We start from the raw sequence: 18,179 nt of genomic DNA, 5'->3' as shown, positions 1-18,179 counted from the left end.
TGAGAATCCTGCAATTCTCAAAAAATAATTTAAAAACACGCAATGTTTAAGTACTAGGATTCGTTTTCTAGTGTCTTTCATTTTTTCAATAACTAAAATAGTAAGCTTATGTATGTAGTAAAAAGAGATGGCCACAAAGAGCCCGTAATGTTTGATAAGATTACAGAAAGAATCAAAAAATTGTGTTACGGCTTGAATGAGCTTGTAGATCCTGTTAAGGTAGCCATGAGGGTTATTGAAGGATTGTATGATGGGGTTTCAACTTCTGAACTGGATAATCTTGCGGCAGAAACGGCGGCTTCTATGACAATTGCGCATCCTGATTATGCACAGTTGGCAGCACGTGTGGCAATTTCAAACCTACATTCAAACACTAAAAAATCGTTCTCAGAAACGATGAAAGATATGTACCATTACGTAAATCCAAGAAATGGACAAGAAGCGCCATTGCTATCGGATGAAGTATTCAAAGTAATTCAGGAAAATTCTGCTTTCCTTGATTCTCATATCATTTACACAAGAGATTTTAATTACGATTACTTTGGCTTTAAAACCTTAGAGCGTTCGTATTTGCTAAAAATAAACGGTAAAATCGTCGAAAGACCGCAACACATGTTGATGCGTGTTTCGGTTGGGATTCACCTTGACGATTTAAAATCAGTAATTGAAACGTACGATTTAATGTCTAAAAAGTTCTTTACGCATGCAACGCCAACGTTGTTCAATGCCGGAACTCCAAAGCCTCAAATGTCTTCTTGTTTCCTTTTGGCTATGCAGGACGATAGTATTGATGGTATTTATGATACTTTAAAACAAACGGCTAAAATCTCGCAATCAGCGGGAGGAATTGGTCTTTCTATTCATAACGTTCGTGCAACAGGATCTTATATTCGTGGTACAAACGGAACGTCAAACGGAATCGTGCCAATGTTGAGAGTGTTCAACGATACGGCTCGTTACGTAGACCAGGGTGGTGGAAAACGTAAAGGAAGTTTTGCGATTTATATCGAAACCTGGCATGCGGATATCTTCGAATTTTTGGATTTAAAGAAAAATACAGGAAAAGAAGAAATGCGTGCAAGAGATTTGTTCTTCGCAATGTGGACTTCAGATTTATTCATGAAACGCGTTCAGGAAGATGCATCATGGACTTTAATGTGTCCTAACGAATGCCCTGGATTGTACGATGTTTACGGAGAAGAATTCGAAACCATGTATTTGGATTATGAATTTAGAGGAAAAGGTAGAAAAACCATTCGTGCACGTGAATTATGGGAGAAAATCTTGGAATCACAAATCGAAACAGGAACGCCTTATATGTTGTACAAAGATGCGGCAAACCGTAAATCAAACCACAAGAACTTAGGAACCATTCGTTCCTCTAACTTGTGTACAGAGATTATGGAGTTTACTTCTAAAGATGAAATTGCAGTTTGTAACTTAGCTTCGATCTCATTACCAATGTTTATTGAGAATGGTAAATTCGATCATCAGGCACTTTACAACGTTACAAAACGTGTAACCCGTAACCTGAACAAAGTAATCGACAGAAACTATTACCCGGTAAAAGAAGCTGAAAATTCTAACTTACGTCATCGTCCGGTAGGATTAGGTGTTCAGGGCTTAGCAGATGCTTTTATCATGTTGCGTATGCCGTTTACAAGCGATGAAGCAAAAGCATTGAACCAGGAAATTTTCGAAACTTTATACTTCGCAGCCGTAACCGCTTCTATGGAAATGGCAAAAGAAGAAGGACCATATTCTACATTTGCAGGTTCTCCAATGTCACAAGGAGAATTCCAATACAATATGTGGGGAATGAAAGATGAAGAATTATCTGGTCGTTGGGACTGGGCATCCTTAAGAAAAGAAGTAATGGAACACGGAGTTCGTAACTCATTATTAGTTGCGCCAATGCCAACAGCTTCGACTTCACAAATTTTAGGAAACAACGAAGCTTTCGAGCCTTATACATCAAATATCTACACACGTCGTGTATTGTCTGGAGAATTTATTGTCGTAAACAAACACTTACTTCATGATTTAGTTGACAGAGGTTTGTGGAACGAAACGTTGAAACAGGAAATCATGCGTCATAACGGATCAGTTCAGAATATTGATGTGATTCCGCAAGACCTGAAAGAATTATACAAAACAGTTTGGGAAATGTCAATGAAAGACATTATCGATATGTCACGTCAAAGAGGTTACTTTATTGACCAGTCGCAATCATTGAACTTGTTCATGCAGGATGCCAACTATTCTAAACTGACGTCAATGCACTTCTATGCTTGGCAATCAGGTTTAAAAACAGGAATGTATTACCTAAGAACAAAATCTGCAGTTGATGCGATTAAATTCACCCTGAACAACGATAAAAAAGAAGAAGATGCACCGGTAACGTTAGTTCCGGAAACAGAAGCAATCAGCGTTGAGGATTATAAAGCAATGCTTTTAAAAGCGCAAGCAGCAGAGCCTGATGATTGTGAAATGTGTGGGTCTTAAATTTTTTTAGAAGAAAGAAAATAGAATAAAGAGGAAAGGTTTTATTCTTAATTTAATAGAAAGCAGTTGTCGTAATGATAGCTGCTTTTTTGTTTTTTAGGAGCTATTTTCCGCTTTTCGTTTTAATTTTTTTGTTTTTTGGCAGCAAAAATAAAAAAGGATTTCCACTTCAATCGGATCTAGTGATTCTCCGGTTTTAACTTTTACGCGATAAAATGAATTTATTTAATTTGAATATTGAAAACAAAGATGAATACTATAATCATGCAATTGAGTATTTTAATAAAATAACTGTTGAAGATCATAACTGCGGGAATTTTGATAATATTGTTCCAAAATCTATCTCAATTTTAATACATCACGATTTTATTCCGGCTCCATGTGTAGAAATTAAATTGGATATTCTTCAAAACCAAAAAAAGATTGGGAACTATTTTTTATATATCAGCGAGCAAAAGGAATTTATCGATGAGTTTCTTATTTTTTAACAAATTTCTATTTGTTGTCAATTTGGAGAAAAAAGGAATCTTTAATCTTTCAGTATAGCCCAATGTTTCAATCTTGGGAATTCAATCCAGTGTATTATCCGATCTGATAAATATTCAAAAGGTTGAAATGTTCGGCTATTGTTATTATGATTGTTCGTATAAAAATTGAGCCTTATAAAGATACGTGTTTTGGTTTCTGGTTTAATTAGCTTCATCTGTTTCGTGGCATTCAAATGGAACAATATCTCCAAAAAATCCCCGTTTAGATATTAGTAAAGACTTTTAGTACTTAGCGTCTAAGAAACTCAGGGCATTCCTCAAATTAAACCTTTCATAAAAAACAAAGTCTTATTGCTAAACAAATTCCTGTGTTATGAAAAAAAGCAATCTTTGGTCGTTACGATTGGGTTTTTCCGGAAAAGAATCAGATAAAATTGAAAAACTAGGATTAGAAAAATTTCTAAAACATTCCTATGATTCAAAATTCGATACACAACTTCCTACTTTTTTAAACGATGATCCCAAAACACTTATTGAACTTAAGGAATTACGAGAATCTATAAAAACGGCAGATTCAGAAGCCAAAAAGAAAATTCTCAAACAGGAAATCTATTCTGCAACGGAATTAAAAAAATGGTGGATTGCGAAAATGCGAAACGATGAATTCCCGTTACGCGAAAACATGGTTTGTTTCTGGCACAATCATTTTGTTTCTACAACCCAAAAAGTAAAAGTAAATTACTGGATCTACCAGCACAATATGATTTTGCGCGAACATGCTTTTGGAAATTTCAAAGAACTCACCAAACAAATCGTAAGATCGAATGCAATGGTGAAGTACTTGGACAATGTCGATAACAAAAAAGGAAAATACAACGAAAACCTAAGCCGTGAATTACTCGAATTATTCACGATCGGGATTGGAAATTATACCGAAAGTGATATTAAAGAAGGAGCAAGAGCTCTCGCAGGATTAAATTACGGAGACGATGGCGCAATTTACAGAAGCCTTGCTCAGGATAATACCAATAAAACGTATTTTGGGAAAACCGGAAACTGGAATTCAGATGATTTGGTCGATATTATTTTTGAACAGAAAAATATTCCGTATCTCATTACCAGAAAAATTCTCAAATGGTTTGTTTATGATAATCCTTCCGAAGAATTAGTCACATATTATGGTGATTATTTCCGAAAAGTAAAATTTGAAATCCAGCCCTTATTGACTAAAATTTTTACCGAAGAATATAAGAAAGAGGTTTCGGGAACCAAAATCAAAGATCCGCTGGTTTATATTTTACAGCTTTTGGATGAATTGCATATCGACGATCTTGAGGATGGTATAGTGCTGTTTTTCCTGAAACAGCAAGGAATGGATTTATACAATCAGGTCAATGTAAAAGGCTGGGACGGTGGAAATTCGTGGCTGACTTCTCAGATCTATTTGCAGCGCAACAATACATCCGATTTGCTTTGCAGCGGAAGAAGTATTACCAGAAAAGTATTGAATACGATGACTGCTGATACTGATAAACCAAAGACAGAATTGGAGAAAATCGACGTAAAAATAGATTTTGATCCTGAGGGAAATAATAAAACCATAATTACCGAATTGTCTAACCGATTATTATTCAAAGTAAATGATTCGATGCAAAAAGACATGGAAAATTTGCTGAAATACGATTTTGACCCCAAAGAGGAACACGCCAATTTTGCCGTAATAAGACTCTTTGATTACATCACGAAACTACCCGAATATCAATTAATTTAGAAAGCTACAGCTATGAACAGAAGGAATTTTCTAACGCTTACAGGAACTTTTACCGGCGGAATGCTGGTGCTTCCTGATTTTTTACACGCTTTTGGTACGCAAAATAATTTGGTAATCGGGGAGCAGTGTATTGTATTTGTTCAATTGAATGGAGGAAACGATGGTTTGAATACTTTTATTCCGTATGATAATCCGTTGTATTATGATTTGAGAACTAAAATTGCTTTGAACAAAGATGTCGTTATCGGAAAAAATAACGGGATGGCCTTTCATCCCTCGTTAAAAGATTTTGCCCAAATGCAGCAAAACGGAGATTTAACCGTAATTCAGAATGTGGGATATCCGGAGCCTATTCGGTCTCATTTCAGAAGTCAGGAAATCTGGCAAACTGCAACAGATTCGAATAAATATATAAATGAAGGCTGGTTAGGACGTTATCTGGATTTACAATGCAACGGTCATCAGGCAACGGCAGGAATAAATCTGGATTCGATCGATAACCTCGCATTAAAAGGAATGGAGCCCAATTCGATAACCGTAAAAGACCCAAACCGATTTAAGGTGAAATCAGATAAAGAAGAAAATGTAACCTTGTCCGATAATCCGCAATTGGATTTTGTTCGAAAAATCGCCAACTCTGTTACAGAAGGATCTGATGAAATCCAGAAAGCATTGGCGAAATCAAAATCAGAAATCAGTTATCCTAAAACTGATTTGTCTAAAAACCTGGAATGGATCGGCAGATTAATTAAAGGAAATCTAAACTCGAAAGTATATTATACCTCATTGGGCGGATTTGATACGCATGATAACCAATTGGCAATTCATGAGAAAAAATTAGCCGATTTAAATGATGCCTTATATGCTTTTTATCAGGATTTAAAACAAGCGCAATTGCTTCAAAATGTTACCGTGGTGGTTTTTTCTGAATTCGGGCGACGGGTCAAAGACAATGGAAACGGAACCGATCACGGAACTGCAGCGCCCATGTTTATAATTGGAGGAAATAATAAAGGAACAATTTTAGGAAATAATCCCGATTTATCTAATTTGGATAATGGTGATTTAAAATATGAAATTGATTTCAGAAGTGTATATGCTTCATTATTACAGCAAAAAATGAATTTTGATTATGCTAAAATCGGGATTAGGAATAAACCGGTTTCGGGATTGTTTGCTTAAAATAATATAGATATAGTTTTTCTTATGGTTTGACTCATGCCATTTTTGAAATAAATAAATGGATTTCATAAGAAAACTTTAAAAATTGAAAAAAAACCAAAACATACAAAAACCAAAATAAAAATAATATGGCAACACAAAGTAAAAACATTATAAGGTTAGAGGATTTTAAAGAAAAAAAACACAAAAAAAAAGAAACACCCAAAGCAGGTGAATTAGCAAGCGGTCATAAGAATTTCAATATTGGAGCAATGATTCATAAAGCAAGACTTCAAAAAGGAATGACACAAGAGGAACTTGCAGAGAAAACAGGTACAACAAAATCTCATATTTCTAAGATTGAAAATAATTTAAAAGAAGCAAGGTTTTCGACACTTAAAAAAATTGTCGAACTGGGCTTAGGCGGGGATCTGGAGCTGTCAATTAAATTTTAGAGAATTAAACCTTTTCATTATAACGTTCAAAAATTGTAATTACGGACTAAAACACAATTACTTAAATCGCATTTTAAGGCTCATTTATTCAAATATCTTACAAAAGACAGGTAATTTGTTAAGAAATCCTTTTTTGTTTCATAAAATGCATTATTTTTTTTGGTGCAGTAGAAATAATTTATACATTCGCAGAGAATTTATTGAAAAACACAAACAAAATGTCTAATAACCGTTTTTATTTTAGCAACTCTTTTTATTTCTTCTTTAGTAGAAGTGAGGATTGTGCTATGGTTATTTGAGAAAATTAAAACGACAAATAAAACTAATATACAATCCTGATGAAAATCAGGATTTTTTTTTGAATATATGACAACTAAAATTGCAATACAAGGTATAAAAGGTTCTTTTCATCATCAGGTAGTGAAAGAGTATTTCTCTGAAAAAGTGGAAATTGATGAGTGCTTGTCTTTTGAAGAATTAATTGACAGCCTGCTTTCAGGAAAATCGGATCAGGCAGTGATGGCAATAGAAAATTCAATTGCAGGGCCAATTATTCCGAATTATGCTTTGATTGACAAGAATAATTTACACATAATTGGAGAGCATTATTTAAATATTAGTCAAAATTTAATGACTTTAAAAGGTCAGAAAATCGAGGATATAAAAGAAGTTCATTCGCACCCAATGGCAATTTTGCAATGCATGGATTTCTTAAAACAATATCCAAACATTAAGTTGGTTGAAGATAAAGATACAGCTGAAACGGCAAGGAGAATTCAGGAAAAACAATTAACCGGAATTGCAGCCATTGGAAGTAAAGTAGCTTCTGAAATGTATGATCTGGATATTATTGCACCGGAAATCCAAACGATCAAAAACAATATGACCCGTTTCGTGATAATCAAAAAGCAAAATTCATTTTTGCCGGAAAACGAAATCAACAGAGCGTCAATCAAATTTGAACTGGATCATAAAAGAGGAAGTTTAGCCGCAGTTTTGAATGTAATGAGTGATTGCAAACTGAATTTAACCAAAATTCAGTCGCTTCCAAAAATTGAAACGCCCTGGAAATATTCATTTTTCGTAGATGTAACATTTGAAAAATACGAAGATTTTGCAAAAGCCAAATCGTTATTGAATATTATGGCTGAGTATTTCAAAGTATTGGGAGAATACAAAAACACAAAACCTTTAAGTCATTCTTAAAGTTAGAAAGTCTTAAAGTCAAAAGAAAGAGTATAAAGCTTACGGCATAAAGCCTACAGCATTTTTTAATAAAAAATAGAAATGATTACAACAGCAAAAAGATTAGATACAGTTGAAGAATACTACTTCTCCTCAAAATTGAGAGAAGTTCGTCAACTACAATCTGAAGGAAAGTCTATCATCAATATGGGAATTGGAAGCCCTGATTTGAGTCCGTCGAAAGCAGTAATTGAGGCAGTCGCTGCTGCAATTCTGGATGAAAACGGGCATGGTTATCAAAGCTATCAGGGATTACCGGAATTAAGAAAAGGGATGGCAGATTTTTATCAGAATCAATTTGGTGTTGAGTTAAATCCGAATAATGAGATTTTGCCTTTGATGGGTTCAAAAGAAGGAATTATGCACATTTCGTTAGCCTTTTTAAATGAAGGCGATCATGTTTTGATTCCGAATCCGGGTTATCCAACGTATACTTCGGTTACTAATTTGGTTGGAGCGGTTCCGGTTTATTATGACCTGAAAGAAGCAAATGCCTGGGAACCGGATTTTGAAGCTTTGGAAAAATTAGAGCTGAAGAAAGTAAAAATTATGTGGCTGGGATATCCGCATATGCCAACAGGAGCAAGAGGAAGTTTAGCGTTATTTGAAAAATTGGTTGCTTTTGCTAAAAAACACAACATATTATTGGTTAACGATAATCCGTATAGTTTTGTTCTGAATGATAACCCAATGAGTTTATTGCAGGTTGAAGGAGCGAAAGAAGTGGCTTTAGAATTGAATTCCCTTAGCAAAACGTTCAACATGGCAGGCTGGAGAGTGGGAATGGTTTTAGGGAAACCTGAAATTATCGATGCAGTCCTAAAAGTAAAAAGCAACATGGACAGCGGTATGTTCTACGGAATTCAGAAAGGCGCAGTTGCTGCTTTGAATTGTGATAAATCCTGGTTCGAAGACCAAAACAAAATTTACAGACGCCGTAGAGAACTAACAGAAAAATTAGCCGAAAAATTAGGCTGCGAAGTTTACAAAGAAGGTGTTGGGCTTTTTGTCTGGGCAAAATTACCGGAAGGAATCGAATCAGCAGAAAAGTTCATTGACGAAATATTATACGAGAAACATATTTTTATCACTCCGGGAACAATCTTCGGAAGCAATGGTGAAGGATATATCAGATTCTCGTTGTGTGTGAAAGAAGAAAAAGTACAGGAAGCTATTGACCGATTTTAGTGTTGAGATTTTAGAAGCAAGATATTAGATTTTTCCTTCGTCGAAATGACAAAACTAAATTTGAAAAACTAAAGGTCTTGAGAAAACGTGAAGCCTTAGCCCTGATAGAAGTGGAAATCCTTTTTTGAGGTTTTTACTGAAAAAAAGATTGAAACGGATAGCAGGAATTAGCTTCAAATAAAAAGAATTATGAAAGTATACGTAATAGGAATAGGGTTAATAGGCGGTTCGATGGTGCTGGACATCAAAGACCAACATCCTGATGCCACTATTTTTGGGATTGACAGTAACGAAAAACACTTGCAGGAAGCAATTGATTTAGGCGTTATCGATCAGGCAGGAAGCTTTGAGGAATTGGCCGATGCTGATTTTGTCATTGTTTCGGTTCCGGTTGATGTGGCGCTGGTGGTTTTACCTAAAGTGCTGGATTTGGTTGGAGATAAAACAATTGTTTTTGAAGTAGGTTCGACTAAAAAGCCAATTTGTGATGTCGTGGCGAGTCACCCAAAAAGAAGAAATTTTATTGCAACACATCCAATTGCAGGAACGGAGTTTTCAGGACCTTCGGCGGCGATAAGAGGTTTGTTTAAAGGAAAGACAAACATCATTTGCGAGGTGGAAAAAACCACTTTTAAATTGCAGGAAAAGGCACTAAAGCTTTTTAGCGAAATAGGAATGAGGATTCGATATATGGACCCCATTTCGCACGACAAACACATTGCTTACGTTTCGCATTTGTCGCACATTAGTTCGTTTATGCTCGGAAAAACGGTAATGAACAAGGAAAAGGACGAACAGGATATTTTTGATATGGCGGGAAGTGGATTTGAAAGTACCGTTCGTCTGGCAAAAAGTTCTCCCGCAATGTGGACACCAATTTTTAAGCAAAACAAAGAACATGTTATTGAAACATTAGAAGAATATATTTCAAACCTGAGTCGGTTTAGGGATTTGTTAAAAGAAGAAAATTACAATGCCATTTTTGAAGAAATGGAAAGCACAAATAAGATTAAAGAGATATTAAACGGATTAACAATTAAAAAATAAAAAATAAACTAAAAATTAAGATGGAAAATAAGAAAGAAATGAGAAAGTGGCTAGAAGATTTCAATTTAAATCACCCACTTGTGATAGCTGGACCATGTAGTGCAGAAACGGAAGATCAGGTTTTGAAAATTGCGCATGAATTAAAAGATTCAAAAGTTAGTGTATTCAGAGCCGGAATCTGGAAACCAAGAACGCGTCCGGGAGGATTTGAAGGTGTTGGGGAAATTGGTTTAAAATGGTTGCAAAAAGCTAAAAAAGAAACTGGTTTATTAATGGGTACTGAAGTTGCAACTGCAGCGCATTGTAAACTGGCTTTAGAACATGATATCGACGTTTTATGGGTTGGAGCCCGTACAACTGCAAATCCATTTGCTGTTCAGGAAATTGCTGATACTTTGAAAGGAACTGATAAAATCGTTTTGGTTAAAAACCCTGTAAACCCGGATTTAGCTTTATGGTTAGGTGGTGTTGAACGTTTACACATGGCTGGAATCGAGAAATTAGGAGTTATTCACAGAGGTTTCTCTACTTACGAGAAAACAAAATACAGAAACATCCCGGAATGGCAGATTGCTATCGAATTGCAAAATAAATTCCCTGATTTACCATTAATCATCGATCCATCTCACATTACAGGAGATCGTAAAATGATTTTTGAAGTAACGCAAGAGGCTTTAGATTTGAATTACGATGGTATGATTATCGAAACGCACTACGATCCGGACAATGCCTGGTCTGATGCTGCTCAACAAGTTACACCTGATGCTTTGAAACAAATCATTAAAGATTTGACGATCAGAAAAACGGATGATACTACAGATGAGTACAGCAATAAAATGACAAAATTAAGAGCAAATATCGACGTTCTTGATGCTAACTTGTTAGAGTTATTAGGAAAACGTATGAAAGTGGCTGACGAAATTGGTCAGGTGAAAAAAGATGCAAACGTAGCGATTCTTCAAAACAACCGTTGGAACGAAATCTTAGGAAAAATGATTTTGGAAGGGGAGAAAAAAGGTCTTACTGAAGAGTTTGTTTTAAGAATGTTCAAAGCAATTCACCAGGAAAGTATTGGTCACCAGGAGAAAATTTTCAACGCATAATTTTTTCTCAACCCTATAAGTGATATAAGTTAATTTAAGTTTTTTTAAAATTAGCTCGTAAGTTTTCTTATGTCACAATGTTAAAATTAGATTGTTTTTTTATATTAAATCTCCATTGCTTTCGGGCTTTGGAGATTTTTTTTTGGAAATAAGTATTATCTTCCCAACCTTTTGATCTTTTTCGTTCTCTATAACAATATAAACCTTAATTTTTGTGTCATGAAGCTAAAATTGTTTTCATCTGCGCCAGGCAATCTTCAAATAAATTTGAATATATTGCTTTTCTTTCTGTTTTTTATAGTGTCAAAAACTTTCGCACAAAGTCCAGAACTAACCGTTAAGGGCGATGATGCTGAAAAAGTAAGAATGAACAAACTTTTCGTCAATGTAAAAGTGGTGGGTAACATTGCCTATACCACTGCCGAAATGCACTTTTTTAATTCGGGAACCCGTCAGATGGAAGCAGAACTTATTTTTCCACTACCGGAAAATGTTTCGGTTTCCAGGTATGCTATTGATATAAATGGTAAAATACGTGAAGCAGTTCCGGTAAATAAAAATAAAGGGAAACAAGTTTTTGAAGCCATCGAACATCGTCGTGTTGATCCGGGATTGTTAGAGAAAGTAGATGGAAATAATTTTAGAACCAGAATTTATCCTTTAATGCCAAATGGAGAGCGAACTGTAATAATTGGTTACGAAGAAGAGCTTTCTGCTTTTGATAAAAACAATCTGGCTTATCAATTGGTGAGTCATTATCCTAAAAAGCTGGATAAATTTTCAGTTAAGATTTCTGTTATTGGAGTTTCAACTTCTCCAAAAATTACCGAAAAATCAACCAGAATTTCTTTCTCAAAATGGAATCAGTCTTTTGAAGCTTCTTTCGAAAAAGAAAATTATCAGCCGGATGAAAAATTAGTTTTTGAAGTTCCAATACAAAATAATGTACCGAGTGTTTTGACCCAGGATGCAGGTGGTCAGTATTATTTCTACGGAAATGTTTTTATTGAAGGGAATACTAAATCACGAAAAATACCTTCTTCAATCGGTTTAATCTGGGATAATTCTTTGAGCTGTCAAAATCGTGATTTGAAAAAGGAACTGGATTTATTGGAAGCTTATTTTCAAAAAATAAAGAATACAAAAGTGACTTTGTACTTTTTGAATTACACTTTCGGGAAACAAAAAGAGTTTGTTATTTCTAATGGAAATTGGAGTGAGTTAAAAACGGTCTTAGAAAATACAAAATACGATGGAGGAACCCGTTATTCGCAGTTAAATTTTGCAAATCATGATCAGTATTTGTTTTCTACAGACGGCTTATCTTCATTAAGTGAAAACTCATTTCCAAAAACTAAAAAAGCAGTGTTTACTATTTCGTCTTCTGTTTCGGCTGACTTTGCTTTTTTAAATTACTCATCTTCACCAACGGGAGGGAATTTCATCAATCTAAATCAATTAAGCACCGAAAATGCTTTAGATAAATTGATTAGTACAAATCTGAAATTTTTGGGAATAAAGGAGAATCTTTTAATTACGGATTTGTTTCCAATGGAAGGAACCTCTGTTTCAGGAAATTTTAGTTTTTCAGGAATAGCATTAAATCCGAAAAATGAAATTACGTTGTTGTTTGGTAACGGAGATGATGCTGTTTTAGAAAAAAAAATAACTTTTGATGCTGCAAATCAAAATGAAAGTGACGTTAATATTGAAAAACTTTGGGCGCAGAAGAAAATCGCAAATCTTGAATTGCAATACGACAAAAATGCTGAAGAAATTGAAACTTTAGGAAAGAAATACGGAATCATTACCAAAAACACATCGCTGATTGTTCTGGAAAATCTTCAGGATTATATCCTGTATGATATTATTCCTCCTGCAGAATTACGCGCAGAATTTGACAGAATAAAAAAACAGGAACGAGACAATCGTCTGGCAAAACAAAATAGTAACTGGGAAAATGTAGACCGTTATTTTACAGCATTGAATTCTTGGTGGAAACTAGATACAAAATATGTGGCGCCAAAAATTTTGCCTAAGTCAAAGAAAAAGAAAGGTTCTGAGACCATAAGAGGTGATGCTGATGCTGTTTTGACAGTTGATGCACCTGTTGCAGCAGGGCGAGGAAGTGAAATGGTGATACAGGAAGATAATGCTATATATAACGCAGCACCAGTATCGGCAATGAAATTGGAGGTTGCAGAAAATCAAGCTAAAAAGGAGAAATCGTACCGACCTGCAAGAAATATTGTTCCAGGCTTGACTAATACCATAGCACAATCTGATGGTAAACGTGAAGGAGCCAAAACAGAGCAGGAAGACAATTATAGTAGAGCTGTCGTGAGAGGGTATTTGTCTGATAGTAAAAACAAGGAACTTTTAATAATTGTTGATGGACAAATTTTTGACGGAACACTCGAAGATGTAGTAAATGCAAATATGCTTTCGGTGGATAAAATTACAGATCCTTCTATTGCTTCTATGTATGGCAGCAGAGCGGTAAATGGGATTATTAGCATTACTACAAAAAATCCGAACAAGTTTAAAACCTGGAATCCGGACAGATTGTATTTAAAAGCTTTGGCTGCAGCTCCAAAAGAAAAACAATATGATTTGTATTTTGAATTAAGAAAAGCACAGGAAAGAAACCCAAGTTTTTATTTTGATGTAGCACACTTTTTTTACAATCAGGGCGATGTTAAAAAAGCATTGCAGATAATCAGTAATATTGCCGATTTAGGTTTAGAAAATCATCAGCTATATAAAACATTAACTTATACTTTACGTCAGTGGCGGGATTATGATGACACAGTATTTACAGCGAAACAAGTCGTGAAATGGAGGTCGCATGAGCCTCAGAGTTTACGCGATTATGCATTGACTCTTGAAGATGATGGAAAATATCAGGAAGCTTTTGATGAATTGATCAAAGCGCTGGAAGTAAATTATTATGGCGAAATGCGCAGCCATTATGAGGGAGTTGAGGATATTATTTTGATGGATTTGAATCGAATGATTATGGAACATACGGGATTGAAAACCGAAAAATTAGATAAAAAATATCTTGACAAAATGCCTGTTGATATTCGAATAATAATGAACTGGAATCAAATGGATGTTGATTTAGATCTTCATGTAATTGAACCAAATGGTGAAGAATGTTATTACAGTCATACTAGTACTGAGGCGGGTGCGAGATTTTCAAAAGACTTTACACAAGGCTACGGACCAGAACAATATATAATCAGGAATGCGATAAAAGGCAAATACCAAATTAAAAGCAATTTCTTTGGTGAAACAAAATTAACAGAGAATGGTCCTGCAACTGTTATGGTAGAAATATACACCACAAGAGAAGGAAAAACAACCAAAACTTTAAAAACAATTCAGTTAGGGAAAATCAGGGAAAATGAAATTTTAGCTGAAATAGTTTGGTAAACGATATGATTTTTACGGTCTGTTCTTAATTTTAAAAGGCGAAGTTGCGTTGTTCAATTCTAAAAACGTAATTTTGCCTTTTAATATTTTTTAGTTTTCAGCATAATTGGAAATCTAAAATAAACAATCTAAAATTTGAATGACAGGACTCGTATATAAATCTACAGGAAGTTGGTACACTGTAAAATCTGAAAAAGGCGATTTTATAGAATGCCGTATGAAAGGGAAGTTTAGGATGAAAGGAATTAAAAGTACCAATCCTATTGCTGTAGGTGATATTGTCGATTATGAACTCGAAGAAACCTCTGATGCGTTAACGGGAACGATTTTTAACATTCACGAGAGAAAGAATTACATCGTTCGTAAATCAGTTAATTTATCGCATCAAATGCATATTATTGCGTCAAATATTGATCGTGTATTTTTATTGATTACAATTAATAACCCACCCACAACTTTCAACTTTATAGACCGTTTTTTGGTTACGGCCGAAGCCTATAATATTGAAACGATTTTGGTTTTTAATAAAATAGATACTTTTGATGAGCCAACACTTGAAGATCAATTGTATATGCAATATGTTTATCAGCAAATTGGTTACAAATGTCTTCGTGTTTCTTCTACCGAGATGAAAGGAATTGAGGAGCTGAAAGAAATGATGATTGGTAAGGTAAGCATGTTCTCAGGACATTCCGGAGTTGGTAAATCGACTTTGGTCAATGCTATGGAACCTTCTTTACACCTTAAAACCAAAACGATTTCTGAGGCCAGCAAACAAGGTCAGCATACCACGACTTTTGCAGAGATGTATGATTTGTCTTTTAATGCCAAAATTATCGATACGCCTGGAATTAAAGGTTTCGGAATCGTCGATATGGAAAAAGAAGAAATAAGCGGTTATTTCCCTGAGTTTTTCAAATTAAAAGATCAATGTAAATTTAACAATTGTCTGCATAAGGAAGAACCGCATTGTGCAATCAAAGCAGCTTTAGAACGAGATGAGATTGCCTGGTCACGATACAACAGTTACCTAAAAATCCTTGAAGGAGATGACGAAAATTACCGTACAGATTCTTATGACGAAGATCGAAAAGCAAGCGATGAACTGAGAAAGTAATTGTGAATTATGGCTGATAACGTTATAAAAACAAAATCCTTTAATTTTGCTCTTAGAATCATTAATCTTTTTCAACACCTGAAAGAAGATAAGAAAGAGTATATTTTGAGTAAGCAGTTACTTCGTAGCGGTACATCAATTGGAGCTTTAGTTCGTGAATCTGAACAGGCAGAAAGTAAAATAATCACTACAAAGCAAAAACTCACAGTTAAATAAATTCACCATTCACCGTTAATATGAAAATTGTTCTTCAAAGAGTTTCCCAAGCATCTGTAACTGTTGATCATAAAAAAGTTGCTGATATTCAAAAAGGATTATTGGTTCTAGTTGGAATTGAAGAGCTGGATACTCAGGAAGATATTGACTGGCTCGTTGGTAAAATCATTAAAATGAGAATTTTTGGAGACGAAAATGATGTCATGAACTGCTCTGTTCAGGATATTGATGGTGATATTATTGTCGTTAGTCAGTTTACACTTCACGCATCGGTAAAAAAAGGAAACCGCCCCTCCTACATAAAAGCAGCAAAACCGGACTTTGCCATACCTGTGTATGAAAATTTTGTAAAGTCTTTAGAGAACGAATTTAAGAAGAAAGTACAAACCGGAATTTTTGGCGCAGACATGAAAGTTAACCTTCTAAATGATGGCCCTGTAACGATTTTGATAGACAGCAAAAATAGAGAGTAAAATTTCATGAACAATTGTTAAGTATTTCTAAAAATAATATATATTTGGCGAAATTACTTACTAAATGAGAAACCCATTTTTTGCATTCTTTTTTTTATTGTTTACCCTTATTACTTCTGCTCAGAAGAATGAATATGCCATAACAACAATTTCGGATAGTTTAAAAGAAAACGCCAATGCTGTAGTTCGCTTTGATCAGACTGATATACTAATTTCGTCACAGCGAAGCATGAATATAAAAAATCGTCGTGCCGTAACGGTTCTCAACGAAAAAGGATTTGATGCTACAGAAGCTTATGAGTTTTATGATAAATCAACATCAGTAAAAAATATTGAGGCTGTAGTTTATGATGCCTTTGGTAAAGAAATCAAAAGAATTAAAAGAAAAGATTTTAAAGACCAGAGTGTTGTTGGCGGAAGCACCCTTTTCTCAGAAAGCAGGTATATTTATTTAGATTATACTCCAATCTCTTATCCGTTTACTGTTGAGTTTACCAGTGAAGTCCAGACTTCCTCAACTGCGTTTATACCCAGATGGATGCCGTTAAGAGGTTTTTATACCAGTATAGAAAAATCATCCTTAAATGTTACTTATCCCGCTGATTTAGGATTTAAAAAGAAAGAGTTTCAGTTCTCTGGTTTTAACCTGAAAAAAAATACTGATACCAATACACAGTTATCGTATGTTGCGACCAATATTTTAGCACAAAAGAAAGAAGATTATAGTCCAAATTACAAAGATCTTTTTCCAAAGGTGATGATGGGATTAGAGCGTTTTCATTTGGAAGGTGTCGATGGTACAGCCACAAACTGGACTGATTTCGGTAAATGGTATTCAGAAAAAATATTGGCAGGAACAACTGATTTACCTGAAGAAACCAAAGTAAAAATCAAAACAATTGTGGGAGACGAAAAAGATCCGATAAAAAAAGCAAAATTAGTTTATGATTTTGTGCAAAAAAAATCACGATATGTCAGCATTCAGGTAGGCATTGGCGGTTGGAAACCCATGCTGGCTACAGATGTCGACAGATTAGGATATGGTGATTGCAAAGCATTGACCAATTACACCAAAGCACTTTTGCAGGTAGTGGATGTGCCTTCTTATAATACAGTTTTGTATGGTGATAGCTATAAAACGAACATAGAATCTGATTTTGTCTCGATGCAGGGAAACCACATGATCTTGTCTATTCCAAATGGCAATCATTACACCTGGTTAGAATGCACAAGTCAGGATGATCCTTTTGGATATCAGGGAACTTTTACAGATGACAGAGATGTTTTAATTATTAAACCGGAAGGTGGAGAAATTGTCAGAACAAAAGTTTATGAAGATGCGAGTAACACCCAAAAAGATTCAGGAACTTATACTATAGATGAGAAAGGTAATTTTTCCGGTTCGGTTTCGATCGTTTCCGAAGGTTCGCAGTACAGTTCAAAAGCGAGAATAGAGCATTTGCAGCCAACAGAAAAAGAATCGCATTATAAAGAATATTGGGACAATATCAATAATCTGAAATTGGGCAAAATCAATCTTACTAATAACAAGGAGAATATTCGTTTTACAGAGGAGGTTCAGCTTAGCGCCACAAACTACGCGACACTTTCAGGAAATAAAATGATTTTTACAGTAGATGCTTTCAATCAAAATTCAGGTAATGTTAAAAGAATCCGAAACAGGAAAAGCCCATTTCAGATTCAAAGAGGGTATTTAGATTCAGATGAAATCGAAATCAATTTACCAACAGGTTTTACTATTGAATTTTTACCCTCAAATTTTGAATTAAAAGGGAAATTCGGAGAATACAAAACTGAAATCATCAAAAAAGAAAATAATAAACTGATCTACAAGCGCTCCATATTTTTATATCAGGGAAAATACACCAATAAAGAATACGATGATTATCGCCTTTTTATGGAGCAGGTAGCAAGAAATGATAACGCCAAAATTATATTAACCAAGAATTAA

General features: G+C 34.7%; 13 protein-coding genes and 1 pseudogene. All 14 read left to right on the top strand.

The genetic code is table 11. From position 1 onward, the window contains the following. Window positions 1-108: 108 nt before the first annotated feature. The 14 genes and pseudogenes from ACHRWY_RS11510 to ACHRWY_RS11445 all read left to right on the top strand — a co-directional run bounded on the left by ACHRWY_RS11510 (window position 109) and on the right by ACHRWY_RS11445 (window position 18,179). Complete coding sequence (locus ACHRWY_RS11510) at window positions 109-2,505, top strand: ribonucleoside-diphosphate reductase subunit alpha (RefSeq protein ID WP_395354696.1); 2,397 nt, start codon at window positions 109-111, stop codon at window positions 2,503-2,505. A 215-nt stretch (window positions 2,506-2,720) separates the two neighbouring features. Beyond that, entirely contained in the window at window positions 2,721-2,993 is a 273-nt protein-coding gene (locus tag ACHRWY_RS11505) for a hypothetical protein (protein ID WP_395354694.1), read from the top strand. Window positions 2,994-3,366: 373 nt separating this feature from the next. After that, window positions 3,367-4,764: a DUF1800 domain-containing protein gene (locus ACHRWY_RS11500; RefSeq protein WP_395354692.1), complete on the top strand. Its 1,398-nt coding sequence runs from the start codon at window positions 3,367-3,369 to the stop codon at window positions 4,762-4,764. Between the two features lie 12 nt (window positions 4,765-4,776). Continuing rightward, the gene (locus tag ACHRWY_RS11495; protein ID WP_395354691.1) at window positions 4,777-5,946 is read left to right on the top strand and encodes a DUF1501 domain-containing protein; all 1,170 of its coding nucleotides are present in this window, start codon (window positions 4,777-4,779) and stop codon (window positions 5,944-5,946) included. A 128-nt stretch (window positions 5,947-6,074) separates the two neighbouring features. Continuing rightward, window positions 6,075-6,380 (top strand): helix-turn-helix domain-containing protein, encoded by a 306-nt coding sequence (locus tag ACHRWY_RS11490; RefSeq protein WP_395354689.1) that lies wholly within the window; start codon window positions 6,075-6,077, stop codon window positions 6,378-6,380. A gap of 366 nt (window positions 6,381-6,746) precedes the next feature. After that, window positions 6,747-7,586 (top strand): prephenate dehydratase, encoded by an 840-nt coding sequence (locus ACHRWY_RS11485; protein WP_395354688.1) that lies wholly within the window; start codon window positions 6,747-6,749, stop codon window positions 7,584-7,586. 81 nt (window positions 7,587-7,667) lie between these two features. Continuing rightward, window positions 7,668-8,813, top strand: coding sequence for a pyridoxal phosphate-dependent aminotransferase (locus ACHRWY_RS11480; protein WP_395354686.1), 1,146 nt, complete (start codon window positions 7,668-7,670; stop codon window positions 8,811-8,813). A 189-nt stretch (window positions 8,814-9,002) separates the two neighbouring features. After that, the gene (locus ACHRWY_RS11475; RefSeq protein WP_395354684.1) at window positions 9,003-9,860 is read left to right on the top strand and encodes a prephenate dehydrogenase; all 858 of its coding nucleotides are present in this window, start codon (window positions 9,003-9,005) and stop codon (window positions 9,858-9,860) included. Between the two features lie 20 nt (window positions 9,861-9,880). Further along, entirely contained in the window at window positions 9,881-10,963 is a 1,083-nt protein-coding gene (locus tag ACHRWY_RS11470; protein ID WP_059117682.1) for a bifunctional 3-deoxy-7-phosphoheptulonate synthase/chorismate mutase type II, read from the top strand. A gap of 219 nt (window positions 10,964-11,182) precedes the next feature. After that, complete coding sequence (locus tag ACHRWY_RS11465; RefSeq protein ID WP_395354681.1) at window positions 11,183-14,401, top strand: VIT domain-containing protein; 3,219 nt, start codon at window positions 11,183-11,185, stop codon at window positions 14,399-14,401. Between the two features lie 139 nt (window positions 14,402-14,540). Further along, window positions 14,541-15,518: a ribosome small subunit-dependent GTPase A gene (rsgA, locus tag ACHRWY_RS11460; RefSeq protein WP_083692665.1), complete on the top strand. Its 978-nt coding sequence runs from the start codon at window positions 14,541-14,543 to the stop codon at window positions 15,516-15,518. A gap of 9 nt (window positions 15,519-15,527) precedes the next feature. Beyond that, a pseudogene (locus ACHRWY_RS11455) lies at window positions 15,528-15,698 on the top strand (four helix bundle protein); the annotation flags it as partial. Window positions 15,699-15,754: 56 nt separating this feature from the next. Then, a complete protein-coding gene (gene dtd, locus ACHRWY_RS11450; RefSeq protein WP_395354679.1) occupies window positions 15,755-16,207 on the top strand; it encodes a D-aminoacyl-tRNA deacylase in 453 nt (150 codons plus the stop codon). 64 nt (window positions 16,208-16,271) lie between these two features. Beyond that, window positions 16,272-18,179 carry a DUF3857 domain-containing protein gene (locus ACHRWY_RS11445; RefSeq protein WP_395354678.1) on the top strand — a complete coding sequence of 636 codons (1,908 nt, stop codon included), beginning with the start codon at window positions 16,272-16,274 and terminating at the stop codon, window positions 18,177-18,179.

Source organism: Flavobacterium sp. FlaQc-48, assembly GCF_044007335.1.
Taxonomy (GTDB): Bacteria; Bacteroidota; Bacteroidia; order Flavobacteriales; family Flavobacteriaceae; genus Flavobacterium.
Note: the sequence above shows the minus strand (reverse complement) of the source record. Positions and strands in the feature narration are given on the sequence as shown.

Coding starts and splice junctions, on each gene's coding strand:
- ACHRWY_RS11510 (WP_395354696.1), top strand. CDS start 109: ATGTATGTAGTAAAAAGAGATGGCCACAAAGAGCCCGTAATGTTTGAT.
- ACHRWY_RS11505 (WP_395354694.1), top strand. CDS start 2,721: ATGAATTTATTTAATTTGAATATTGAAAACAAAGATGAATACTATAAT.
- ACHRWY_RS11500 (WP_395354692.1), top strand. CDS start 3,367: ATGAAAAAAAGCAATCTTTGGTCGTTACGATTGGGTTTTTCCGGAAAA.
- ACHRWY_RS11495 (WP_395354691.1), top strand. CDS start 4,777: ATGAACAGAAGGAATTTTCTAACGCTTACAGGAACTTTTACCGGCGGA.
- ACHRWY_RS11490 (WP_395354689.1), top strand. CDS start 6,075: ATGGCAACACAAAGTAAAAACATTATAAGGTTAGAGGATTTTAAAGAA.
- ACHRWY_RS11485 (WP_395354688.1), top strand. CDS start 6,747: ATGACAACTAAAATTGCAATACAAGGTATAAAAGGTTCTTTTCATCAT.
- ACHRWY_RS11480 (WP_395354686.1), top strand. CDS start 7,668: ATGATTACAACAGCAAAAAGATTAGATACAGTTGAAGAATACTACTTC.
- ACHRWY_RS11475 (WP_395354684.1), top strand. CDS start 9,003: ATGAAAGTATACGTAATAGGAATAGGGTTAATAGGCGGTTCGATGGTG.
- ACHRWY_RS11470 (WP_059117682.1), top strand. CDS start 9,881: ATGGAAAATAAGAAAGAAATGAGAAAGTGGCTAGAAGATTTCAATTTA.
- ACHRWY_RS11465 (WP_395354681.1), top strand. CDS start 11,183: ATGAAGCTAAAATTGTTTTCATCTGCGCCAGGCAATCTTCAAATAAAT.
- rsgA (WP_083692665.1), top strand. CDS start 14,541: ATGACAGGACTCGTATATAAATCTACAGGAAGTTGGTACACTGTAAAA.
- dtd (WP_395354679.1), top strand. CDS start 15,755: ATGAAAATTGTTCTTCAAAGAGTTTCCCAAGCATCTGTAACTGTTGAT.
- ACHRWY_RS11445 (WP_395354678.1), top strand. CDS start 16,272: ATGAGAAACCCATTTTTTGCATTCTTTTTTTTATTGTTTACCCTTATT.